Here is a 22545-nt window from a genome sequence, read left to right as displayed (position 1 = left end):
ACGCGTAGACTGGCCAGGGATGTTTTCCAAATGGAGAAGTTGGATGGATCCTGCTCTTTTGGTAACAGAGCTAAAAGGTTCTAGATACTTCACAAGTGATTTCGCTAAAGGATGGTTCACTTCTTTTTCGATTCGATAAACAAGTGGTAGGTGGTCATCGGACACTGATACTTGGCGTACTAAAAATTTACCTTCGGTCAGAGTTCCTGTTTTGTCCAAAAAGATGGTATTTGCCTTAGCTAGCGCTTCCACAACAGATGGATTTTTTAAGAGTACACCTTTATCCGCATTGAGAATATGATTGGTGACAAGGGCTGTAGGGACTGAAATACCCAAGGCACAAGGGCAGGCAACAATCAAAACAGAAATAGTTGTGACAAGGCTTTGTTCTAAGTTCCCACCCGATACATAATACCAAACAAAAAAACAAAGGAAAGCAAGACCAAAGACAACGGTAATAAAATACGAAGCAATTCTCTCGGTAAGGATTTGTAGTTTTGGTTTGAGATGCAGTGCTTCTTCTAAGCGAAGTTTAAGGGAAGAGAGTGTGGAGGCGTGGTAATCAGAACCGGCAACAATCAAAGCAGGATTATCCATGGCGAGAGAACCTGCAAGGATATTGTCCCCTTGTTTTTTCCGAATTGGTAAGGACTCACCAGTAAGAAAGGATTCATCCACATAAGTTTGTTCGGAGATCAAGATGGCATCCACTGGAATTCGTTTCCCGGGGGCCACACGGATTTTATCTCCAATTTTGATTTCACTACTAGAGATTGTTTCTTCTCCTGAGTCTGTCACTCGAATGGATGTCTCCGGAAGTTTACAAAGTATCGATTCCAATTTATCGGAAGCAAAAACTCTGGCTTTCTCTTCGAAGTACTTTCCAATCAAAATAAAAAAGTAAATCATTGCCACTGAATCAAAATAGACTTCGCCCACATCAGTGAGTGTTACATAAACAGAATAAAAATAGGCCATAGAAATTCCCAAAAACAATAGGAAGTCCATGGACAGAGTTCTCCGTCTAATGCTTGTTAAGAATCCAGACATAAAAGGATATCCTGAATATAAATAAGCAGGAGTGGCAAATACCCAAGAGGCATAGTGGAAGAGACGTTTGATATCCAAATCAATTCCAGTGAAATATCCTGAATATAAGGCAACACTTAAGATCATAATATTTCCAAAACAAAACCCGGCCACACCGATACGAAGGAGTAGGGTTTTCAGTTGTTTTGTTTTTTCTAGTGTTCCTTCCGTGGGAGAGAAGAGAACGGGTTTATACCCAATGGCGCGGATGAGGGTTAGGATTCGCGATATTTTGATTTTAGTACGATCAAAACGGACTCTGGCTCTCCCAGAGGCAAAATTGATTTGAGCCGAGAGGATTCCTTCCTCTTCATTTAAAACTTTTTCATTGATCCAAACACAAGCAGAACAATGAATATTTGTGATTTGTATTGAAACTTCAGAATGATCTCCTGATTTACGAACGAACTTTTCATATACGAGTTCGTTTTCAAGATCCGCATCGTTTTCTTCGATTCGAACAGGATCGAGTTTGGTATTACCTTTTAAGTTGTAGTAATAACTTCCACCGAGTGAGTTGATGATAGAATAAACGGTTTCACAACCTTCGCAACAAAATACTTTTGTATCGTCCCCGACCTTTGCTTCAATCCGTACCAATCGGATGGGATTTCCACAATGGTCACATTCTGTTTTGGTTAGGACCGAAAGGCTTTCGTTCATCGAACGGAGATCTTTCCTTCTCTTTCAAAGGATTTGCCATCAATATCAGCAACCAATCGCAAATTCCATGTTCCCTTTTCTAAAAGAGGGATTTTGCCACTAAATCCATTGGCATTTGGCTTTAAGTTGTAATGCACTGTGTTCTTTGTAGTTGCGTTTCGTTCTAAATATACAACCACAGACTTTGCAGAAGTAACAGTCCCACCTTTTTCCAGTTGGACTGATATTTCGGATTCACCAAACGGAATGAGGTTTAAGTTGTCCCAATTGGATTTTAAGACATACCCTTGTTTCAAAAGTTCCTTTTGGTTTTCGATGGCTTTTTCATAGTTGAGACCGATTTCGTAATAGTTTTTATCCATTACCGGTTCGAAGTTTTTATAAGTAAGGCGAATAGTATAAAACGTAGCTGCCACAAGAGCAGTGAAACTAAAGAGAACCACATACATGGCATTTCGTAAACTTGGGTGTAATTCTTTAAACATCATTACCTCCTTGGTAATGTTAAGGAGAGTTTTTTCTCCAATCGTTCATCTGGATCTTCTGCATTGTTTAATACAATAGAACCTGGTAAATATCCTTCATTCAACTCTTGTTCTGTGAGAGATTGTGTCTCTAAAACCACAGAGATACTTTTGATTTCGCCTGATCCCAATTTGAATTGGTTGTTTTCTTCACCGGAGCGAATCAGGATTTCTTTTCCATGCCTTGTATCAAAAGCAGAGAGTTGGAATTCCTTTTCTACAGGTGCAATGTTTTGAATGCGCAGAGCAACGAAAGCTCTGATTTTATTATCGGGGATTAAGATAGGTGGCATGGACTTATTGGATGCAGCAATCATCGACATAGGACTGCGAGTGATGAGTTGGATGATCGCACCCGTAATGACGACTGTTAAAAGAATCGCATATACAACAGTTCTTGGACGAATCCATTTGATTTTAGCACCAGTTTCTATTTGTTTAAGAGAGAAGTATCCTATCAGCGTTTTTTTGTTTTCTTTTGCCATGATGGATGTGCATGCATCTACACATTTCCCGCAGGCCACACAACCTACTTGAAGACCATCTCGGATATCAATCCCAGTGGGGCAGACAACAACACACATATTGCAGGAGATACAATCCCCAATTTTTGTTTTTCCATCCCGACGAGGTTCTCCTCGTTTGAAGTCATAGGTAACGTTCCAAGAATGTTCATCCATAAGGAGAGTTTGGAACCTTGCATAAGGGCAAGCATAACGGCAGAACTGCTCTCGGATAAATCCGATGTCGATGAACATCGCCGCTGTAAAGAATGCAGTAAAATAAAAGTAGGTTTGTGAAAATGCCGCAAAACTTAAATAGTCAGCTAACATTTCGTAGGGGCTTACAAAGTAAGCAATCCAATGGAAGGAAGCAATAAAGGACACAACAACCCAAAGAAAATAAACAGTGAATTTTCCATGGAGAGATGCATCCTTCTTTCCATATTTTGAATCCAAAACAAACCGACCAATTCTATCGAATAGATCGGTGTAGATTGTTTGAGGACACCCCCATCCGCACCAAACACGGCCGATGACGGAGGTGAAAAAGAAAAGAGAGAGTCCCATCGTTAGAAGGAAAAACCATAAGATTAGCCCTTCTTGTGGGATAAAAAGACCGCCAAACAAGTGAAACATCCTATGAGGAATGTCCAGTCGAATGAGTGGGCTACCTTCTGGTAACACCACCCAAGGTGCGATTAAAAATAAACCCACAAGAAAACTCATAACGAAATTTCTTCGTGTTCTTACCTTACCTGTTTGTGGTCTTGAAATGATCATCTTTATTTAGCCTTTACCAAACTACTGTTTTTAGTGGCAAGCCATGCCATCACGGCATACACTTTTTCGGCACCTAAACCTTCCCAAGCTGGCATTCCACCTCGGTTGAGTTTTTGTCTTTCTGGGCCAATCCCTTTCATGATGTTGTTAAACACTTCTTTGTCAGTGTTTCCATGAATCCAATCTTTATCAACAAGGCTTGGTCCCACAGCACCTTCTGCAGTTGGGCCATGGCAAGCGGAACAAATTTGTTTGTAAGTTCCTTCACCTTCTTTGATAGCAACTGCGTCATCACGGTAAGGGTTTGATCCATCTTCTGAGTTCGCAACAACTGCTTGTTTGGCTGGAAATTGCGCTTCGTGTTCTGCAACTTCTTTTTCAAATGCAACTTCTTGTGGCCATTCAGAATACCAGTGAAAGTATACAACATAACCGATGGAAACGATGATACTGATCAGCCAAACCAATTTCCACCAAGTGGGCATCGGGTTGTCGGCTTGGAAGATTCCGTCTACTTCTTTTGGTTCTTTCATTCGTATTAATCCTCCTCAAGCATTCTATACTTGGGTTTCTCCATTTCGTCTTTAGTACGTTTTTTATAAACGTAGTAGGTGATGTAAGAGATTGCGATCACGAGGATCGGCAATCTCAGACTTTTATAAACGAGTAGAATGTCTGCATCGTTCATGATTTTACTTCATACCTTTTTGCAACTCTGCGGAATCTTTTCCCAGTTTTTGCAAATAAGCAACGAGTGCTTGTCCTTCGGTTTTGTCCTTTAGAAGAGACGGTGCATTGGCAAAGTCTTCTTCAGTATAAGGAACTCCGATGGACTTGAGAGCTTTCATGTTAGATACAACTTGTTCTACATCTATCTTATGTGATTCTTCGAATAACCATGGATAGGCTGGCATAATAGAGTTAGGTACTCCACCCACAGTTCTTGGGTTGATCAAATGGTTTTTATGCCATTCGTCAGAACGTAACATTTGGGATTCATGAGCTAAGTCTGGACCTGTCCGTTTGGATCCCCAAAGGAAAGGGTGGTCATAAACATACTCTCCACCTTTCGAGTATCCAGTTCTTCCGTAAGCCTTTGTTGGGTCAAAACGATCCACTTCCCATTTGAATGGTCGAACCATTTGAGTATGGCATCCGATACATCCTTCTTTTTGGTAAGTGTCACGTCCTGCAAGTTCCAATGCGGAATATGGTTTTACAGTGGAAATTGGAGTTACCGTTTTTGTTAAGAAAAACGGTGGGATGAGTTCAAATAGTCCACCAATCACAACGGCAATCGTTGTATATAGAGTAAACTTAATACCTTTTGTATCCCAACGGTCTGCAATTTCTGAAAACCAATCTAAGAATTTGTTAAATCCAAACATTATGATTTCACTCCTATACGTAAGTCTTGTTCTACAAACCCACTGTCTTTGTTTTGAATGGTTTTGATAAAGTTATACACCATTAATATAATCCCTGTTAGATAGAGTGTTCCTCCGATCGCACGGAAAAGTCTAAATGGTTTTAAGAACTCAACGATTTCCACCCAGTCTTTATAAACGAGTTCGCCGTTTTCGCCGACTGCTCGCCACATAGAACCTTCAGTAATTCCAGATACCCACATAGAAATGATGTAGAGTAGGATACCGAGAGTTCCGAGCCAGAAGTGTGCGTTTGCGAGTTTTTCGCTGTAGAGATTGGAATTCCAAAGTCTTGGCACTAGGTAGTATAGAGCTGCAGCAGACATAAATCCCACCCAACCTAAAGTTCCTGAGTGAACGTGACCAATGATCCAGTCAGTGTTGTGTCCAAGAGCGGAAACCGCACGAATGGAAAGAAGTGGACCTTCAAATGTAGACATACCGTAAAAAGTTACAGCAGCTAACATCATTTTGAGGGTAGCATCCACTTTGATTTTATCTTTTGCTTGGGTCAGTGTAAGGAATCCATTCAACATACCACCCCAAGAAGGCATCCATAACATGATGGAGAATACCATCCCTGTTGTTTGTAACCATTCTGGAATTGGAGAGTAAAGTAAATGGTGAGGACCTGCCCAGATATAGATAAAGATTAACGACCAGAAGTGAATGATCGAAAGTCTATGAGAGTATATGGGTTGTTTGATATGTTTTGGGAGGTAGTAGTACATAAGTCCCAAAAACGGAGTTGTAAGAACAAAGGCTACTGCGTTGTGTCCATACCACCATTGGATGTTGGCATCGAACACACCTGCATATACCGAGTAGGATTTTAAGAATCCTGCTGGGATCACAATGTTGTTTACAATAAAAAGAAGTGGAACCGTAACAAAAGAAGCAATGTAGAACCAAATAGCTACATACATTTGTTCTTCTTTTCGTTTGATTACCGTCATCAAATAGTTTGCAAAGAAAATTACATACCATACAACAAGCAATAAGTCGATAGGCCATTCTAATTCGGCATATTCTTTTGATTGACTGTATCCAAGAGGTAGTGTAATCGCTGCTAGGACAATTGTTAGGTTATACAATGCCAGGTGTATTTTGGAAAGTGTGTCATTCCACATTCTAGTCCGACACAATCTTTGTACTGTATGGTACGCTGTGGCGAAGATAACACTCAATGCAAATCCAAAAATGGCTGCATTGGTATGTAGAGGTCGTAACCTTCCGAAGCTCGTCCAAGGTAATTCAAAATTCAGCTGTGGATATACAAGCTGGAAGGCAATAATGACACCAAATGTCATTGATGCGACGCCCCAGACTAACGCTGAAATGATAAACCCTTTTACGATAAAATCGTCATATTGAGTTTTTTCCGTAGCCAATGTTTCTCTCCTTAATCTTTATCAGTTCTGTATGTATAGAGAACTAATTCCTTTATACACAAAAGACGAAGAAAAGAAAGAAAAACAGAATTTGGTTCGTTAAATCCCCCTTGATTTTTGTCAAGGGGTTAGTTGAGATTTAGAATGAGTCTAATGAGGGTTTATTGAAAATGTCTTACTTTCTAACAGCGGTTAGAAAGTAAATTCATATCCTAATTGCGTACGGTGTTCGATACCTCGATCACCTGCGATGGCAGTGGGGTGGTAGCCAACACGATCTACAGAAGAATGCATGAAGAATTTTTCTTTGCGAGTGTCGTCCATACTTAACCCAGAACCTGTTGGGTGGAAGTAGTAGGCATCAAATATGTTCCATATATAAACTAAAAGAGTTGCAGCACCAATATATTGCATGTCTTGGTAATGTTTTTCTACAGATTCTCTTTGTCCTTTGAAGGGGCCGAATTGGCTGGCAACGACAGCTTCTGCAGGAGATACCGTTGCTGCAGATTGTGGAGAAAAAGCAGCTCGGAAATATCCGTTTGTAGTATAAGGATTATCTAAATTATTGTAATCGCGTTTAGCATTTAAATACATACGGTGTTTGTCGTATGTAAAAAAAAGTCCGACAGCAATGATGGATGGGTAAACAATGGCTTGTACTTTTCGGCCTTGTTTCCATTGACCCCAACCAGGAAGGACTGCAGATCGCCAAGTGGCACCTGTCCTTGTTAGGTTCTTTCTGTCTGCTTCTGCAAGTCTAGCTTCTTCTTCTTGTTTGCGTTTGGCTTCTGCATCAGCCGATGCATTTTTAGCAGCCAATTCTTTTTCTAAACGAGCAGCTTCCTCTTGTTCTTTTTTCAGCCTTGCAGCTTCTTCTTTTTCTTTTTTAAGTCTTTCTTTATCTTCTTCTGCTTTTCTGAGTTTATCTTCCTCTGCGGCAGTTAGGTGGTCTTTATACACCACCTTAAGGATGTCGGTTTTGTTGAGAACAACGATGGTTCCATCTTCTTTTCGAATTTTTAGCTTATATTGGTCTTGTTCGACCACCTTACCTTGGAGAGTCCCCCCTTTTTTGAGAAGGATGTTTTCTGCGGATAGGTTACCGGCGATCACTACCAAAAGTGTTGCGATTTTTATGAATTGTGTAATAGTCAGTTTCAAGGGTATCTCAGGTGTTGGAATATTATATAACAATCTCAATAGTGTTACTTGCTACGTTTCAATTGATCTCTCCAATGATTTCTGCAATTTGGAAGTTAGGCAAGAATTTTTTTGCCAAAGATGGCTCTAATGTAAACCCACATTTGGAAACAAATTATCCCTGTTACGACAAGGTATGTTCCAAATGTGGTTCTTAAGAAAAGAGGTTCTACCCCTCTACTTCTTGCATTAGAAAGTGGTGTACTTGGTCTGCACACTTCCTTCCTTCGGAAATGGCCCAAACAATGAGGGATTGCCCTCGCCTTACGTCGCCACAAGCGTACACTTTCGGTACAGAAGTTGCAAAAGATCCCGGTTTTGTTCCGAAATCCGCTTTTACGTTCCCTCGACCATCTAGTTCCAGTCCTTCTTTTTGCAAGTCAGCAAGTAATCCTTCTTTCACTGGATTTACAAATCCCATCGCAAGAAAAACTAAATCCGCCGGCCATTCAAATTCAGTACCAGGAACTGGGTTGAATTTTCCATTTTCCTCTTTTACTTCCGATCCGTAAATGGCAGTGACTTCCCCTTTATCATTGGATTTAAAACCCATAGTGGAAACGGCCCATTTCCGATTCACACCTTCTTCATGTGAGGTGGAAGTCCGGAGCATTTTTGGATAAAGAGGCCAAGGTGTGGAGGAGTCTCTTTCTTTCGGCGGTTCTGGGAAAAGTTCAATTTGTGTGACTGATTTGGCACCATGGCGATTAGAAGTTCCAACACAGTCAGAACCAGTATCACCACCGCCTATCACGATGACATGTTTGTCTTTCGCATTTATGATTTCGATATCGTCACCAGCAACATGTTTGTTGTTTTTGGACAGAAACTCCATTGCAAAGTAAACGCCTTTGTTTTTTCTTCCTTCTACGGGGAGATCTCTTGGAACTTCGGATCCACAAGCAAGGACAACCGAATCAAAATCAGCTAATAATTGCTTTGCGGTAATGTCTACACCCACATTGACATTGGTTTTGAAAGTCACACCTTCCGCCTCCATTTGTTTCATGCGGCGGTCAATATGTCTTTTTTCCATTTTGAAGTCTGGAATTCCATAGCGGAGTAGGCCACCAATACGGTCATTTTTTTCAAAGATAGTGACTGTATGTCCAGCACGAGCTAACTGTTGTCCTGCGGCAAGACCTGCTGGTCCCGATCCTACAACGGCAACTTTTTTACCCGATTTGGATACAGGAGTTTGTGGGATGACCCAACCTTCTTCCCAAGCCCGATCAATGATGGTTCTTTCAATAGACTTGATAGAAACAGGCGGTTCAATGATTCCTAAAGTACAAGCAGACTCACAAGGAGCAGGGCACAACCTTCCTGTAAATTCAGGGAAGTTATTTGTTTTAGAAAGATTTTCCCAAGCCTCTTTCCAGCGACCTCGGTATACGAAGTCATTGAATTCAGGAATAAGGTTATCGACAGGACAACCTGTATCCCCATGGCAAAAAGGAATTCCGCAGTCCATACAACGAGCGCCTTGGTCTTTGGCAACAGTCTCTGGAAAGGGTTTCTCGAACTCTTTGTAGTTCTTCACCCGTTCCTTTGGTTCAATCTTCTGAAGGTATTCTTTTTTAAATTCTAAAAATCCTGTTGGTTTACCCACGAGCTGTTACCCCCTCTTTGTTTGGTTTCCCTGATGCATTTTCTTCGGCCATTTTTTCTAGAGCTTTTTTATAATCTCTCGGAATCACTTTGATCATTTCTTTGACGACCGTATCCCAATTGTTTAAAACTTCTTCGGCTCGTTTGGAACCGGTATAAGCTTTATGATCTTCTACCATCTTTTTTACTTCTGCAATTTCTGATGCATCAGTTAACGGATCTAAGTCGACCATCTCTTTGTTGATGAGTGATTCTTTGTTTTTCTTTGGATCCCAAAGGTAAGCAATCCCACCAGACATACCCGCAGCAAAGTTTCGTCCAATGTCTCCGAGGATAATGACTCGTCCACCGGTCATGTATTCACAACCGTGGTCACCTGTCCCTTCTACGATGACATGAGCTCCTGAGTTACGAACACAAAAACGTTCGCCGGCAATTCCATTCACATAGGCATTCCCACTGGTCGCTCCAATAAAACATGTGTTACCGATAACGATATTTTCTTCTGCTTTGTAAGGGGCCGTTTTGGGGGTTTGGAAGATGAGTTTTCCACCACAAAGTCCTTTGCCTACGTAGTCGTTTCCTTCCCCTACCAAACGAAGAGTCATCCCTTTTGTAACAAAAGCACCAAACGATTGTCCTGCGGTCCCTGTGAATTCGATATCGATCGTGTCTTCGGAAAGACCATCCACTCCATATTTTTTAGTCACTTCGTGACTTAACATGGTTCCTACCGAACGATTTAAGTTTACGATAGTAGTTTGGATTTTGACCGGTTGTTTGTGGTCAATCGCAGGAAGAGCCTTACGAATGAGTTCGTTGTCAATTTGTTCATCCAAGTGGTGGTTCTGTTCTTTCGCACGGAATAAACCCGTTGGAAATACGGGAGTTGGTCTATGGAGAACTTTTGTAAAATCAAGTCCACGTGCCTTCCAATGGTGATGCGGTCGTTTGAATTTAATTTTTTCCACTTGTCCGATCATTTCTTCAAAAGTTCTGAATCCAAGTTTTGCCATGATCTCGCGGACTTCTTCCGCAACAAAGGTCATAAAGTTCACAACGTGTTCTGGTTTGCCTGTAAATTTACTTCTTAAGAATTCATCTTGAGTGGCAACGCCGACAGGACAAGTATTCAAGTGGCATTTACGCATCATGATACAACCTACAGAGACGAGTGCAGAAGTAGAGAATCCAAATTCTTCCGCACCTAGGAGGGCTCCCACAACCACATCTTTTCCTGTCAGTAGTTTCCCATCGACTGCCAGATACACACGGTCACGAAGGCCGTTGGCAACAAGGGTTTGGTGGGTTTCAGAAAGCCCAAGTTCCCAAGGGGTTCCTGCATGATGGATGGAAGAGATAGGGCTTGCACCCGTTCCCCCTTCATGTCCTGCGATGAGGATATGATCGGCATGAGCTTTGGCAACACCAGCCGCAACAGTCCCTACACCTGATTCAGAAACCAATTTTACCGATATACGAGCTCTAGGATTTGAGTTTTTCAAATCGAAGATGAGCTGTTTTAAATCTTCAATCGAATAAATATCATGGTGAGGAGGAGGGGAGATCAGTGTCACCCCTGGAGTGGAATAACGTAGCCATCCAATGTATTTGTCTACTTTGTGCCCCGGAAGTTGTCCACCTTCTCCTGGTTTTGCGCCCTGTGCCATTTTGATTTGGATATCATCAGCATTGGTGAGGTATTCCATAGTTACACCAAAACGTGCAGAGGCAACCTGTTTGATCGCCGAACGCATGCTATCTCCATTAGGCAAGGTTTTAAACCTAACAGGGTCTTCGCCACCTTCCCCGGTATTGGATTTTGCACCAATTCGGTTCATGGCAATTGCAAGTGTAGTATGTGCTTCCCAAGAAATGGATCCATGACTCATGGCTCCTGTTTGAAAACGTTTCAGAATGGATTTTACAGATTCCACTTCTTCAATTGGGATTGCTTTGGATCCTTCGAAGTCTAGTTGGAATAAACTTCTAAGAGTGATTGCCTTCTCGTTTTGGTTATCGATTAGGCTTGAAAACTCTTTAAAAGTTTTGTAGTCGTTGTCCTGAGTTGCCTTCTGTAATTTATGTACAGTAATTGGAGTATAAAGATGGCTATCGCCATTTTTACGGTAGTAGTGAACTCCACCTGGTTCCAAGTTATTTGGGAAGAATGTCGGATCATAAGCCGCTTTGTGTCGACGAACCGTTTCTTCTTCTAACATCTCAAGCGACAACCCTTCGATTCTGGATTGTGTTCCTGCAAAGTAAGTATTCACTAACTCGGAATCAAGTCCCACAGCTTCAAAGATTTGCGCACCACAATACGACTGCAATGTGGAGATTCCCATTTTTGAGAACACTTTGAAGAGTCCTTTCCCAATGGATTTGATGTATTTCTTTTTTGCATCCTTGTAATTAGGAACTTCTGGGAGTAAACCTTGTTGGGAAAGATCGGCAATGGTTTCAAAAGCAAGGTATGGGTTGATGGCATTGGCACCATAACCACATAACAATGCAAAGTGGGCCACTTCTCTTGGTTCCCCTGATTCTAATACAATTCCTGCTTTGGTCCTAAGTCCCTCACGGATCAGGTAGTGGTGGAGTCCTGCCACTGCCAGAAGCGATGGGATAGCTGCTTTTTTCTCACCCACACCATGGTCAGTTAAGATAATGAGGTTTACGCCTTGTTCCCGAACGGCTTTGGCTGCATCGGCACAAACACGATCGAGCGAGTTTCTCATGTCATGTTTTTTGGAGGGATCAAAAAGGATGGCAAAGGTTTTGGCTTTGAAATGGCCTTCACTGATTTGTTTGATCTTTTCAAAATCTTCGTTTGTTAGGATCGGATGTTCCAATTCCAAACGGTGAGCATGTTCTGGTTCTTCGGAGAGAAGGTTTCCTTCTGGCCCAATGTAAGTTGTAAGTTCCATCACCAATTCTTCTCGAATTGGATCAATCGGTGGGTTTGTCACCTGGGCAAAATTTTGTTTGAAGTAACGGAATAGGGGTTGTGGCTTTTCACTTAAAACGGCAAGGGAAGAATCTACACCCATAGAGCCTATGGGCTCTTCTCCAGAAACTCCCATTGGTTTGATGATAGTAAATACATCTTCGTGAGTATAACCAAAAGCCCTTTGGCGTTCCAAAATGGTTTCGTGTTGTGGTTGTTTTACGTTTTCAGGATCTGGTAGAGATCCCAAACGAATCATATTGTCTTCTACCCATTTGCGGTATGGTTTTTGAGTGGCGATTTGTTTTTTGATTTCTTCATCGTCCAGGATTTGTCCTTTTTCCATATCGATGAGAAGCATACGACCTGGACGAAGACGGTCTTGGACTAAAATTTCTTCTGGGGGAAGGTTGAGAACGCCTGCTTCCGAAGACATGATCACTTCATCGTCTTTTGTGACGACAAATCTGGCAGGACGAAGTCCATTTCTGTCAAGCGTGGCACCAATGATACGACCGTCAGTAAAGGCAATGGCAGCAGGTCCATCCCAAGGTTCCATAAAGGTTGCATGGTATTCGTAGAACGCGCGTCTGTCGGCATCCATTGCTTTGTTTTTAGACCAAGCTTCTGGAATCATCATCATAACGGAGTGAGGTAAAGACCTTCCTCCCATTACAAGTAGTTCAAGCACTGTATCAAAAGTTGCTGTATCTGATTGGCCTTCCATTACGATCGGAAGCATACGGCGAAGTTCATCCCCGTAAATGGGAGACTGCATCACCATCTGACGAGCGGCCATCCAGTTCATGTTCCCACGAAGTGTGTTGATCTCTCCGTTATGTGCAATTTGACGGTAAGGGTGAGCCAAATCCCAAGTAGGGAAGGTGTTCGTCGAAAACCTTGTATGAGTCAAACAAAACGCAGAAGTTAAATCAGGAGATTTTAAATCTTCATAGAATTTTTTAACTTGGTCACCAAGTAACATCCCTTTGTAGACAATCGTACGTGAGGAAAAACTAGGAACGTAGTACTGAGAACGATCCAGTTTCATTTCTGCACGGATACGTCTGTCGATTAGGCGACGGATAAGGAATAGTTTTCTTTCGAAGTCGTCAGAGGTTTTTATTTTTTTGGATTTTTTACCAATGAATACTTGTTTGAATACCGGGATAGTTTTAGAAGCTACAACCCCCGCGTATTCTTTGTTAATCGGAACATCTCGGAATCCGAGGAACTCCTCTCCTTCATCAACGATAATTTTCTCGATTACGTTTTCGACGGCGGTTCTGACTTCTGTGTTTTGCGGAAGGAAAAGAAATCCTACGGCATAATCGCCTTCTTTTGGAAGAGTGAAGGGAAGATTCTTTCTAAAAAATGCATCGGGAATATTGATCATGATCCCTGCACCGTCTCCGGTTTTTGGATCGGCTCCTTCGGCTCCTCGGTGTTCGAGGTTACACATCAGGCGGATCCCTTTGTCGACGATGTCACGGGAACGTTTGCCTTTAAAATTTGCGATAAAACCAACACCACAGGAATCTTTGTCCATGGCAGGATCATACATACCTTGGGCCTGTGGGCCGAGTGGCGGAAGGATGGGTGGTTGGTTAGATTTTGACATACGTACCCTACTCTAAAGCAATTACTGTACCTTGTTTTTGAATTTGGATGTACTGTCCAATTATTTTGTTTTCAGCAAAATGATTTATTTTTAGGCAAAACCAAACACCAGAAAACGTTCTCTTTGTGTGCGATATGCATATAATATAATCACTTGGATTACTTTATGAACTGGATTGAATTCTGTCTAAAAAATCTTGGAGTACAAGAAACAAGCGAACTGCAACTTCCATAGGAAAATCGCTTAAATCCCAGCACCCTTTTTCCGAAAGCGGTGGGTTACTTTGTTAGTTTTAAGGCAAGGTCCGAGTAGGGGAAAATAGGTTTTCTCCCGAGGTTCCCAGGCGGGTTCGCAATGATCAGAAATCGAAGGTTTTACTTAAACGTACCGTTCCAATATTGGTTCCATTATTTAGATTTGATTCCTAACCAATCTAAGATGTGTTCGGCGGCTTCCTCTTTCGAAAGTTTAGATAAATTCAGTTTGAAATGGGCTGCTTCTTGGTAGATGGGTAATCTTTTTTCCAAAATGGACCTGTAGGAAGTTTCTTTCGAGAGGTCGGGTCTTGTGGAGTCTCCCTTTACTTTTTCGATAAGTTCTTCAAGCCCACGTTCCAAATAAACGATCCTTCCTATACTACGAAGTAGATCCAATTTTCTTTGACTTGGAACTTCGTTACCAGACTCGTCCAGATCAAATAGGATACCACCACCACAATCCAGAATGATCCCATCAGCATTTTGTAATTTTTGCAAAATAGAATATTCTAATTCTCGGAATGCTTTCCAACCAGATTTCTCTACAAATTTGGGGATGGGAATTCCTCCAGCTTCGTAAACAGCGGTGGAATCGGTAGAAACAACTGGAAATTCTGTCTTTTTGGAAAGAGAACGAGAGACTTTGGATTTTCCAGCGCCCCTTGCTCCAATAAAGATTATATTCATAAACTCTGACTCAAAATTGTGAGGCTAAAAATTAAAACTATACGTTTAACAAATCAGCAAGCCCGGCTTGTAAGTCAGGGATGTGAACGAAATAGGTTTCGATATCTGCTTCTGTAACGCCTGTTTGGCTGAGTGCAAAAGGAGAAATAGGAACGGACTCACCACCAATATCGATTCCAATTCCAGAAACGACTATAAGGATACTTGCAATATGTACAACAGAAGTGAGAACAGGATTGTTTTTGGAGTTTTCCGGTGTAAGGTAGTTGGCTACTACGTCAGTCAATTCTTGCGGGAAGTTCCACCGTTTCAAAAGATTTTCAGACACTTCCATATGCGTGTATCCAAAATACTTTTTTTCCAATGCAGGGAAAGGCTCTTGGTTGTCTTTTAGATCCGCTTTGAGCTGCATCATGACAGGGCTAAAGAACTGAGCGAGGACAATTTTACCCACACTGCAGAGGAGTCCTGAAGTAAAGGCAAGGTCCTTGTCTATTTTCAGTTTTTTGTGTTGGACAATTTTACTCGAAAGCTCTGCCACAAGTAGAGAGGAAGTCCAAAGTTGTGCTGCTTCCAATTGATAACTATTTAAGTCTTGCGAGAGGATCCCTTTGGCAGCGGTGAGAAGGACAATTTCTTTTACCGTTTTGATTCCAAGAGTCATAAGAGCCTCTTGGACTGTGCGGATCGGTTTGGATGCCCGGTAGTAAGCAGAGTTGGAAAGTTTAATTACGTTTGCAGTGATTGCTGGATCTTTCGAAATTTCCTGTGCAAGATCCGCAATATTTACGTCGGGTTTTTGGAGTTTTTCCAATACCTTCGAAACAACCGACGAAATGGCAGGTAGTTTATTTACGTCTTGTAATACTTCATCAACCTTTGATTTTAGCATATTCGCCTAACGCACCTTATAAAGGTATTTTTCCATACCAGCTTTTTTTAACAAAACTCGTCCGTCGTCACAGTAAAGACTAATGGTTCTTCCTTCGTTCCCTGCCACATCTTCTACTATGACGGGAATTTTCTTCTCTTCCATGAATTTTTTAACAATAGCGATGTTCTGTTCCCCTATGTTTTGTAAAAATTGGGAGTTGATCCCCTTAAACATGGACGCTCCTCCAAACATTCTGCAAGAATATTGTCCTATGTTAGATCCTTGTTGTTTCATCATTTCGATTAGGATGGGTAGGGCAGTTTCCCCGTATTTATGCGGGAACTTAGTGGCGTCTTTGCCTGTTGGATCTTTGGCAAGCATGATATGGGAAATGGCTCCCACTTTCTGCTCAGGATCATACAAAACGATTCCTATGCACGAACCCAATGTAGTTCGGAGCACATCCGTATCTTTTCCGACCTTGATGTCGGCAATTCCGACATTGATGATTTTGGATTTTATAGACATTCTACTTGTTTCTAGAGAGTGGAACCGTTACTTAGGTATTATAGATAGTAACCTTTCCTTATGCGTTCAATCAAAAAATCAACTCCCACAAGAAAATCTACCAAAAAAGGTTTCAAAACAACGGAACCTTATCTCTTCCAAACCATCGGAAAAACGGAAGTCCACATTCTGGGAACAGCGCATGTTTCCAAACAAAGTGTAGATGAAGTCGAAAAAATGATCCGAACATTAAAACCCGATGTCATTTGTGTCGAGTTATGTGAGTCTCGAATGAAGTCGGTGGAAGATCCCGACTATTTAAAAAAATTAGATATATTCAAAGTATTTAAAGAACGAAAAATGTGGTTACTTTTATCCAGCCTCATCCTTTCTTCTTTCCAGAAAAAAATCGGCAATAAAGACATCAAACCTGGTGATGAAATGCGTAAGGCAATCACCATGGGCCGATCTTTAAAAAAACCTGTAATGGCAGTAGACAGAGAAATCCAAACCACGCTCAAGAGGTCTTGGGGGAACGTAGGTTTTTTCTCTAAAATGTATCTATTCAGCGCTCTTCTTGCATCACTTCTTGTTCGCGAGGATGTTTCAGACGATAAAATCGAAGAGATGAAGTCTGATGACATTCTCAAAGACCTGTTCTCTCAAATCCCAAAAAAATATGAATCAGTCAAACATGTCATCATTGATGAAAGGGATGTGTATTTAGCTGAAAAAATTCGCCAAGCGACAGAAGGTAAGTCAGTTAAAAAACTTTTGGCAGTAGTGGGTGCGGGCCATTTAGCTGGAATTGAAAGAAATCTTCATACGGTAAACGACTTGTCCGTGTTAGACGAAATTCCCAAACGCAATTGGTGGGACAATATTAGTATCATTCTGTATCCTGTGTTCTTCGCTGGACTCATTGGTTATACTACTTGGAGCCAAGGTGGGGAAGCCGGTATGGATTTGTTTTCGAAACTGATTTATATCAAAGGTGGTCTTGCGGCTCTCGGGGCACTCATTGCACTCGCTCATCCGATCTCTATCCTTCTTGCCTTCATCACAGCTCCTATTGGAACTTTTGTCCCGATCTTCAAAGCAGGTTGGGTGAGTGCTCTTTCGGAATCGTATTTGCGTAAGCCCCTTGTGGAAGACTTTGAACATATTGCCGAAGATTCAGAAACTTTTGTTGGTTTTTGGAAAAACCGTGTCCTCCATATCTTCCTCGTTTTTTTCCTCCCTCAATTTGGATCTACGATTGGAACCTTTATTGTTGCAGGAAAAGGCTTGAAGAATTTATTTTAGGAATGTACAATTGGTTCGTCTAAAGGATGAAGAAAAAGAGCATGAAACGAAAATTTGCAATTGGATTCATTCTAATTTTCCTTGCTTATCTGGGGTGTAAATCCTCAGTTTTCGGATTTTGTACCTCTGCAGAAAAATTTGTGGAACGGGCCTCAGTTCCCCCTTGCCACCAAACGGACGAATCTAAAGAAAATGCAGCCGATTCTTGTGAATGCCCACTTACACATGAAGAACTCCAATCTTCCACTGCGGCTGATTTTCCCATTTGGAAACAGATCAAACTTGTTGTATGGGATGGATTTACGGCTTCCGAACAAACATATTCCTTACACACACAATCCGCACGGTGGTTCGTTTCGGGCCTTCGCGGTTCTCCTCCTTTTTCCCCCACTCGCACTGTTCGACTCCTAATTTGAGAGTGCCACACCTAAATGATTAGGTGAATGGATTGTACATTTTATTAGCTACTATTTTAACAGAGGTTATACGATATGAATCGCAAAGAATTATTACAAAAAGCTGGAATGGCAGTTGCTGTTTCGGGAATTTTATCTACCCTTTCCGCAGAGGACCACGACCATTCTACGATGTCCATGCCAACGGCAGGAAAATCAAAATATTCCAAAGCAATGATGGCTGCCCTTCATTGCCAACTTGCTGCTGAGGTTTGCCTAAGTCATTGTCTCACAGAATTGGGAAAGGGAGATAAGTCATTGGCTGCTTGTGCCACAAGTACAAGAGAAGTCATTAGTCTATGTGATTCTTTTGTGAAACTGGCAAGCCAGTCATCTACTTACACAAAGAAGTTAGCAAACTTATGTGTTGAAGTTTGTGAAGCTTGTGCGAAGGAATGTGATAAACATGCCAACCATCACACAGTTTGCAAAGAATGCCGAGACAGCTGTCTTGCTTGTGTCAAAGAATTAAAGAAAGTTTAATTAACTATCAGAAAGACTTGGTAGGCAACTGTCCGCCGTTTGGCGGGCAGTTGTACATAGAAATCTTCTAGGTTAGAAAATTTAACGTTTTTTAGCCTTTTTTTTGGCTTTCGGTTTTGCCGTAGATTTTGATTTTTTGGCTGGTGTTGTTTTTTTTACAGCGGACTTCTTCTTTACTGCTAATTGTTTTTGGTTCTTTTTATAAACCGATGGTTCATACTTCGAAAAATCTACTTCGATCTTTTTAGGGACTGCAAATTCAGGATTTGCCTTGGGAGGAGAGATGATCGCAATACTATCTTTTGGAGTACCCAAAAATTCTCTGAGTGTACGGATGTTTTCATTCCTACGTACTAGGTTATAATTGCCAGGGATATCAAACCATAAGTCACGGCCTTGGCCAAACTCTGTACTTTCTTGTGGAGGAAAGGAAAAGTCTTCGATGGCAGAGAGAGGTTGGAAGAGGGGAAAAGATAACGCATTTTTATAATTTGTTTTTACCCAATCGGCTTCAAATCCCCAATAAGATTGTCTTGTGTTCGTAAACCTGTCAGAACCATGGAAAGGAGTTCCGAGAGTGATGAGTCGTTTGACTTTTCGTCTGGCTTCATCAGGTAAAATTAAAACGAGTAATCCGCCGGTGTTATGAGCAATCAAAGTCACTTCGTTAGGCGCTGTAAGAATCTGGTTGGCAAGGTATTGGACGGCCTCTTCTAAAGATAAAGGGTCACGGAGAGTAGAAAGGATTCCTACTTTGAATCCCAGGTTGTCCAAGTTGGATTTGAGTCTAGAATAGTAAGAACGTCCAGCGCGAAACCCAGGAACAATCAATATGTTTTTGTCCTTATTATTCTCCACAAACAAATGGCTGGGAAGATAAAATGACAACAACGCCCAAAAACGTTCCAGATATTCTATGAATCGAAACATGAATTAAATGATTCTGTCAGACTCAATTCTTGTCTATGAAAATCAATTCTAGCGCCAGAAGAATTCCTGAATTGACCGATAACCGTACTCACATAGGATTGCCTTTTAGAATCGTATGCGTCATAGTTTCTCGCTTATTTTACTTTTAGGGTTTTTTCCTACGGTCCTTTGGTCCAATCCGGGAAATTATGAAGAAGCAGCGAAGCTTTTACCCCAAATTTGGGAAACAAAATACCCCCTTCCTTATGGAAAACTTACGAAAAAGGACCCTTTGAAACAAGGAATTCGGCAAGTGCCCCGTAAGAAGGGAAAGTATTGGATGTATAATTTCGAAGTTTTTATGCCAAAATACGAAAGGAAAGAAACCGTTGCTGTTCCGAAAGAAGACGGCCGTAATATCCTCGTATTTTTTTTGTGGAATCCGGGGATATCGGAAGAACCTCACCGGATTGAACTTGGAGAACCGCACGAAGGGAAATGATATGGAGAAACAAAAATCGGATCAATTGATCACAGAAACCATGAAAGCCGCCGGCCTATCGGATGCATTCATTGCCGATTTTATTACTAAGGTTGATGCTGTTCGAAACGGTGAAACGGGGATGGTGCGTTGGGAAGAAGTAGGAGATTTGGATCCCCAAACCGATGAAATTTCTTTAGAATCCATTCATTCTTCTTATCCTACAGACCTAAGCCTACTGTCCAAATTGGTGGTAATCAAACTGAATGGGGGACTTGGAACGAGTATGGGACTCGACAAAGCAAAATCACTCATTCCCATCAAAGGTTCCATGTCTTTTCTTGCTGTGATGGCAAAACAAATTGAATACATTCGTTCTGAATATGGGATCGATGTTCCTCTTCTTTTTATGGATTCTTATAATACACAAAAAGATTCGCAAATTGAATTAGAGAAAAATGGATTCAAACAAACTTTGCGAACTAGTTTTTTACAAAACAAAGTCCCTCGTTTGGATGCCGAAACCTTCGCCCCTATTCAAAACAAAAATGAAAAAGAAAATTGGTGCCCGCCCGGTCATGGCGACATTTACTTTACTATGGTGCAAGAGGGGATTTTGGATGAATTACTCTCTAAAGGTTTTGAAATTGCCTTCCTTTCCAATGGAGATAATTTAGGTGCCACTGTCGATCCACATATCGTCAGTTACTTATTAAAAGAAGATATTCATTTTGCGATGGAGATGACTCCAAAAACTCTGGCTGATAAAAAAGGCGGAGCCATTTACAGAAAAATTGTGGGTGGGAAATTCATAAAGTATGAGTTATTAGAAACAGCACAAGTTCCTAAAGAACATGAAAATGAATTTAGTGGCCTTGGCAAATTTAGAACTTTCTCCACAAACAATCTTTGGATCAATCTTCGTGCCTTAAAAGAAAGATTCAACCAAGGAAATTTCTCTTTATCTCTGATTGTTAATCCCAAACAAGTCGATGGTAAATCAGTAATCCAACTGGAAACAGCGATGGGAAGTGCTGTTGGAAATTTTCCTAAATTCAAAGGAATCATTATTCCTAGGGATCGATTTGCCCCTGTTAAAAAAACAGAAGATTATTTGATTCGTCGCTCCGATGCCTATATACTCAATTCTGACTTTTCTCTCACCATGGCAAAGGAAAGAAAATCTGCAGGTCTTGGTGAGATTTTAGTACTTCTGGATGAAACTCATTATAAAAAGATACATCAGTTTGATTCTTTGTTTAGGGAATATCCCTCTCTTCTTTACTGTGAAGAGTTAGTGGTTTCTGGTGAAGTTCTATTTGATATTCCCATCACTATTAAAGGAAAAGTTAAATTTCAAAATCTTTCGGGTGGATTAAAAACAATCTCTTCACTTGGTAGAAATGAATTTGAAAACGAAACCATCTCTTTATGAAGTATAGTTTTTTTATCTTTTTTATAATTGGTTTTGTGCATTGTGGCTCGCCACTTTCATTTCGTTCAGCTTGTTACGAACGTAACAAATGTTCTACGATTGAAGGTGCTTGTTTTTTGCGGAACGATGCATTCTATAAAATTGCAACGAATAGTCCAGAATATAGTGCCCCTGACATGGCTGCTCTCGTTGGAAGCTGTATCGGGTTAGAGAAAACTTGTCGCAAGAACTGTGAAAGTGGAACTATTTTTTAGCTCCCAACCTTAATTGTTGGCCCATTTGGGCGAACATACGTTTCAAATAGACTTCGTTCAAAGATATCCGCCAGTTAATAAGCGCCCCTTCATAGATATTAATCAGGTCACGTGCGAGCTCCGTTGGATCAATTGATTCTTCCAATAAGCCATTTGATTGCCATCTTCCAATATACATTGCGAATAGAGTCTCCCATCGAAATACAATAGATTTGAATTCATCACTGAACGGCTGCTCGCCGACTGGGAATTGACATGAAAAGATGGCAATGGGACAACCCTGATAATAAGAGCCATCTTCATTAATTTGGATGGCAACTGCCTTAGACATTTCGGAGATAAAATCATCTGGTGTATTGGATTCCCTGAGGATTTGGCGAAACCAAATTAGGACGTCAGCCCCATAGGCCTGGATGACACGAATTCCCAAATCTCGTTTTGAGGGGAAGTGGTCGTAGAAAGAAGCTTTTGCCGTTCCAGATTCTCGGATGAGTTGGTTGATGCCTGTGTGGTAGTAGCCTTGTTGGTAGAATCTTTTTTTGGCGATTTCAAGGATGCGGTATCTAGGTGAGCCTTTCATGGGATTTGAGTATTGGGGGAGGGGGGAATTTGTCAATCCTTGCAGACCGTTCTGTCTGTTTTTTGATTTACAGACAGAACGGTCTGCGGGAACCTATCCCTACCCCCAGGAGAGCCCACCATGCCTCACACTACCGAAATTCCAGTCCTCTGGAGCCATCTGGATGCCAACGGACACGTAAACAACGGAATCTACCAATCCTATTTTGATGAAGCAAGGATCCAAGCCTTAGAGAACGAAGGATTCTCCATCAAGGAAATGAGAGAGAAAAAAGTTGGACCAGTGATGCTAAAAGCGGAGTTGTCTTACCACAAGCCCCTCCACCATCCCGATGCAGTACGAATTGAAACTGGATTTCGCGATATGTCAAAAATCAAAGGGAAGGTGATTCAAAACATGTATCGGATTTCGGACGGTGCCCTTGTTTGCGAAGCTATTTTTTCGGCTTTATTTTTTGATTTTGAAAAGAACAGGCCTTGGAAAATTCCTGATTCATTCCTTGAGAAGTTTAAAGCAGATGGGATATTAAATCGTAGCCAATCCCATCCTTAATCTT

Annotated in this window: 22 protein-coding genes; 7 read left to right on the top strand and 15 right to left on the bottom strand. The window is 41.3% G+C overall.

Annotated features, from left to right (window positions below):
- The 13 genes from LEP1GSC195_RS18665 to LEP1GSC195_RS18605 form a co-directional block, all read right to left on the bottom strand.
- The coding region (locus LEP1GSC195_RS18665) for a heavy metal translocating P-type ATPase (RefSeq protein WP_015682926.1) at window positions 1-1752 on the bottom strand (1752 nt) is incomplete at its 3' end.
- Window positions 1749-2240 (bottom strand): FixH family protein, encoded by a 492-nt coding sequence (locus LEP1GSC195_RS18660; RefSeq protein WP_232227859.1) that lies wholly within the window; start codon window positions 2238-2240, stop codon window positions 1749-1751. The genes LEP1GSC195_RS18660 and LEP1GSC195_RS18665, both read right to left, overlap by 4 nt.
- Window positions 2240-3559 carry a cytochrome c oxidase accessory protein CcoG gene (gene ccoG / locus LEP1GSC195_RS18655; RefSeq protein WP_040507250.1) on the bottom strand — a complete coding sequence of 440 codons (1320 nt, stop codon included), beginning with the start codon at window positions 3557-3559 and terminating at the stop codon, window positions 2240-2242. The genes LEP1GSC195_RS18660 and ccoG overlap by 1 nt, the downstream gene beginning before the upstream one ends.
- A gap of 2 nt (window positions 3560-3561) precedes the next feature.
- The gene (locus tag LEP1GSC195_RS18650) at window positions 3562-4092 is read right to left on the bottom strand and encodes a c-type cytochrome (RefSeq protein WP_015682825.1); all 531 of its coding nucleotides are present in this window, start codon (window positions 4090-4092) and stop codon (window positions 3562-3564) included.
- Between the two features lie 5 nt (window positions 4093-4097).
- Window positions 4098-4247, bottom strand: coding sequence for a hypothetical protein (locus LEP1GSC195_RS18645; protein ID WP_002991638.1), 150 nt, complete (start codon window positions 4245-4247; stop codon window positions 4098-4100).
- A gap of 4 nt (window positions 4248-4251) precedes the next feature.
- The gene (gene ccoO, locus LEP1GSC195_RS18640) at window positions 4252-4947 is read right to left on the bottom strand and encodes a cytochrome-c oxidase, cbb3-type subunit II (protein WP_015682919.1); all 696 of its coding nucleotides are present in this window, start codon (window positions 4945-4947) and stop codon (window positions 4252-4254) included.
- Window positions 4947-6377 carry a cytochrome-c oxidase, cbb3-type subunit I gene (gene ccoN, locus LEP1GSC195_RS18635; protein ID WP_040507249.1) on the bottom strand — a complete coding sequence of 477 codons (1431 nt, stop codon included), beginning with the start codon at window positions 6375-6377 and terminating at the stop codon, window positions 4947-4949. Before ccoN ends, ccoO begins: the two co-directional genes overlap by 1 nt.
- Window positions 6378-6569: 192 nt before the next feature.
- Window positions 6570-7541: an LA_0442/LA_0875 N-terminal domain-containing protein gene (locus LEP1GSC195_RS18630; protein WP_015683037.1), complete on the bottom strand. Its 972-nt coding sequence runs from the start codon at window positions 7539-7541 to the stop codon at window positions 6570-6572.
- Window positions 7542-7749: 208 nt separating this feature from the next.
- Window positions 7750-9192 carry a glutamate synthase subunit beta gene (locus tag LEP1GSC195_RS18625; RefSeq protein WP_015683022.1) on the bottom strand — a complete coding sequence of 481 codons (1443 nt, stop codon included), beginning with the start codon at window positions 9190-9192 and terminating at the stop codon, window positions 7750-7752.
- Window positions 9185-13762, bottom strand: coding sequence for a glutamate synthase large subunit (gltB, locus tag LEP1GSC195_RS18620; RefSeq protein ID WP_015682819.1), 4578 nt, complete (start codon window positions 13760-13762; stop codon window positions 9185-9187). Before gltB ends, LEP1GSC195_RS18625 begins: the two co-directional genes overlap by 8 nt.
- A gap of 407 nt (window positions 13763-14169) precedes the next feature.
- Window positions 14170-14706, bottom strand: coding sequence for a shikimate kinase (locus LEP1GSC195_RS18615; protein WP_015682878.1), 537 nt, complete (start codon window positions 14704-14706; stop codon window positions 14170-14172).
- Window positions 14707-14743: 37 nt separating this feature from the next.
- A complete protein-coding gene (locus tag LEP1GSC195_RS18610) occupies window positions 14744-15598 on the bottom strand; it encodes an HDOD domain-containing protein (protein ID WP_015682830.1) in 855 nt (284 codons plus the stop codon).
- A 6-nt stretch (window positions 15599-15604) separates the two neighbouring features.
- Entirely contained in the window at window positions 15605-16108 is a 504-nt protein-coding gene (locus LEP1GSC195_RS18605) for a chemotaxis protein CheD (protein WP_015683003.1), read from the bottom strand.
- 60 nt (window positions 16109-16168) lie between these two features.
- Between LEP1GSC195_RS18605 and LEP1GSC195_RS18600 the strand changes: the two genes are divergently transcribed.
- The 3 genes from LEP1GSC195_RS18600 (at window position 16169) to LEP1GSC195_RS18590 (ending at window position 18330) form a co-directional block, all read left to right on the top strand.
- A complete protein-coding gene (locus LEP1GSC195_RS18600) occupies window positions 16169-17392 on the top strand; it encodes a TraB/GumN family protein (RefSeq protein ID WP_015682940.1) in 1224 nt (407 codons plus the stop codon).
- A 41-nt stretch (window positions 17393-17433) separates the two neighbouring features.
- Window positions 17434-17808 (top strand): hypothetical protein, encoded by a 375-nt coding sequence (locus LEP1GSC195_RS18595; RefSeq protein WP_015682855.1) that lies wholly within the window; start codon window positions 17434-17436, stop codon window positions 17806-17808.
- A 75-nt stretch (window positions 17809-17883) separates the two neighbouring features.
- The gene (locus LEP1GSC195_RS18590) at window positions 17884-18330 is read left to right on the top strand and encodes a four-helix bundle copper-binding protein (protein WP_015682904.1); all 447 of its coding nucleotides are present in this window, start codon (window positions 17884-17886) and stop codon (window positions 18328-18330) included.
- Between the two features lie 81 nt (window positions 18331-18411).
- Here the strand turns inward: LEP1GSC195_RS18590 and LEP1GSC195_RS18585 are convergent, their stop codons facing one another.
- Window positions 18412-19260 (bottom strand): esterase/lipase family protein, encoded by an 849-nt coding sequence (locus LEP1GSC195_RS18585; RefSeq protein ID WP_015683026.1) that lies wholly within the window; start codon window positions 19258-19260, stop codon window positions 18412-18414.
- 115 nt (window positions 19261-19375) lie between these two features.
- Here LEP1GSC195_RS18585 and LEP1GSC195_RS18580 point away from each other — a divergent pair, with 115 nt between their 5' ends.
- From LEP1GSC195_RS18580 to LEP1GSC195_RS20320, 3 genes are read left to right on the top strand one after another with little or no spacing between them, the layout of a single operon-like run.
- On the top strand, window positions 19376-19741 hold the full coding sequence (locus LEP1GSC195_RS18580; RefSeq protein WP_015683011.1) for a hypothetical protein: 366 nt from the start codon (window positions 19376-19378) through the stop codon (window positions 19739-19741).
- A gap of 1 nt (window position 19742) precedes the next feature.
- Window positions 19743-21155, top strand: a complete 1413-nt coding sequence (locus tag LEP1GSC195_RS18575; RefSeq protein ID WP_015682948.1) for a UTP--glucose-1-phosphate uridylyltransferase — start codon at window positions 19743-19745, stop codon at window positions 21153-21155.
- Window positions 21152-21409 (top strand): LA_0364 family Cys-rich lipoprotein, encoded by a 258-nt coding sequence (locus LEP1GSC195_RS20320; protein ID WP_040507248.1) that lies wholly within the window; start codon window positions 21152-21154, stop codon window positions 21407-21409. The genes LEP1GSC195_RS18575 and LEP1GSC195_RS20320 overlap by 4 nt, the downstream gene beginning before the upstream one ends.
- On the opposite strand, the gene LEP1GSC195_RS18565 is transcribed toward LEP1GSC195_RS20320, so the two are convergent.
- Complete coding sequence (locus LEP1GSC195_RS18565) at window positions 21399-21989, bottom strand: TetR/AcrR family transcriptional regulator (protein ID WP_015682882.1); 591 nt, start codon at window positions 21987-21989, stop codon at window positions 21399-21401. The genes LEP1GSC195_RS20320 and LEP1GSC195_RS18565 overlap by 11 nt on opposite strands.
- A gap of 120 nt (window positions 21990-22109) precedes the next feature.
- Here LEP1GSC195_RS18565 and LEP1GSC195_RS18560 point away from each other — a divergent pair, with 120 nt between their 5' ends.
- Entirely contained in the window at window positions 22110-22541 is a 432-nt protein-coding gene (locus tag LEP1GSC195_RS18560) for an acyl-CoA thioesterase (RefSeq protein WP_015682853.1), read from the top strand.
- Window positions 22542-22545: the final 4 nt, after the last annotated feature.

Source organism: Leptospira wolbachii serovar Codice str. CDC (assembly GCF_000332515.2).
Lineage (GTDB): Bacteria > Spirochaetota > Leptospiria > Leptospirales > Leptospiraceae > Leptospira_A > Leptospira_A wolbachii.
This window is presented reverse-complemented; position numbering and strand designations above follow the sequence as displayed.

Excerpts from the sequence above, each read along its gene's own strand:
- gltB (WP_015682819.1), bottom strand. The coding sequence starts at position 13,762 with ATGTCAAAATCTAACCAACCACCCATCCTTCCGCCACTCGGCCCACAG.
- LEP1GSC195_RS18660 (WP_232227859.1), bottom strand. The coding sequence starts at position 2,240 with ATGATGTTTAAAGAATTACACCCAAGTTTACGAAATGCCATGTATGTG.
- LEP1GSC195_RS18595 (WP_015682855.1), top strand. The coding sequence starts at position 17,434 with ATGAAACGAAAATTTGCAATTGGATTCATTCTAATTTTCCTTGCTTAT.
- LEP1GSC195_RS18565 (WP_015682882.1), bottom strand. The coding sequence starts at position 21,989 with ATGAAAGGCTCACCTAGATACCGCATCCTTGAAATCGCCAAAAAAAGA.
- LEP1GSC195_RS18585 (WP_015683026.1), bottom strand. The coding sequence starts at position 19,260 with ATGTTTCGATTCATAGAATATCTGGAACGTTTTTGGGCGTTGTTGTCA.
- LEP1GSC195_RS18590 (WP_015682904.1), top strand. The coding sequence starts at position 17,884 with ATGAATCGCAAAGAATTATTACAAAAAGCTGGAATGGCAGTTGCTGTT.
- LEP1GSC195_RS18605 (WP_015683003.1), bottom strand. The coding sequence starts at position 16,108 with ATGTCTATAAAATCCAAAATCATCAATGTCGGAATTGCCGACATCAAG.
- LEP1GSC195_RS20320 (WP_040507248.1), top strand. The coding sequence starts at position 21,152 with ATGAAGTATAGTTTTTTTATCTTTTTTATAATTGGTTTTGTGCATTGT.
- ccoG (WP_040507250.1), bottom strand. The coding sequence starts at position 3,559 with ATGATCATTTCAAGACCACAAACAGGTAAGGTAAGAACACGAAGAAAT.
- LEP1GSC195_RS18575 (WP_015682948.1), top strand. The coding sequence starts at position 19,743 with ATGGAGAAACAAAAATCGGATCAATTGATCACAGAAACCATGAAAGCC.
- LEP1GSC195_RS18600 (WP_015682940.1), top strand. The coding sequence starts at position 16,169 with ATGCGTTCAATCAAAAAATCAACTCCCACAAGAAAATCTACCAAAAAA.
- LEP1GSC195_RS18610 (WP_015682830.1), bottom strand. The coding sequence starts at position 15,598 with ATGCTAAAATCAAAGGTTGATGAAGTATTACAAGACGTAAATAAACTA.
- LEP1GSC195_RS18615 (WP_015682878.1), bottom strand. The coding sequence starts at position 14,706 with ATGAATATAATCTTTATTGGAGCAAGGGGCGCTGGAAAATCCAAAGTC.
- LEP1GSC195_RS18560 (WP_015682853.1), top strand. The coding sequence starts at position 22,110 with ATGCCTCACACTACCGAAATTCCAGTCCTCTGGAGCCATCTGGATGCC.
- LEP1GSC195_RS18650 (WP_015682825.1), bottom strand. The coding sequence starts at position 4,092 with ATGAAAGAACCAAAAGAAGTAGACGGAATCTTCCAAGCCGACAACCCG.
- ccoO (WP_015682919.1), bottom strand. The coding sequence starts at position 4,947 with ATGTTTGGATTTAACAAATTCTTAGATTGGTTTTCAGAAATTGCAGAC.
- LEP1GSC195_RS18580 (WP_015683011.1), top strand. The coding sequence starts at position 19,376 with ATGCGTCATAGTTTCTCGCTTATTTTACTTTTAGGGTTTTTTCCTACG.
- LEP1GSC195_RS18645 (WP_002991638.1), bottom strand. The coding sequence starts at position 4,247 with ATGAACGATGCAGACATTCTACTCGTTTATAAAAGTCTGAGATTGCCG.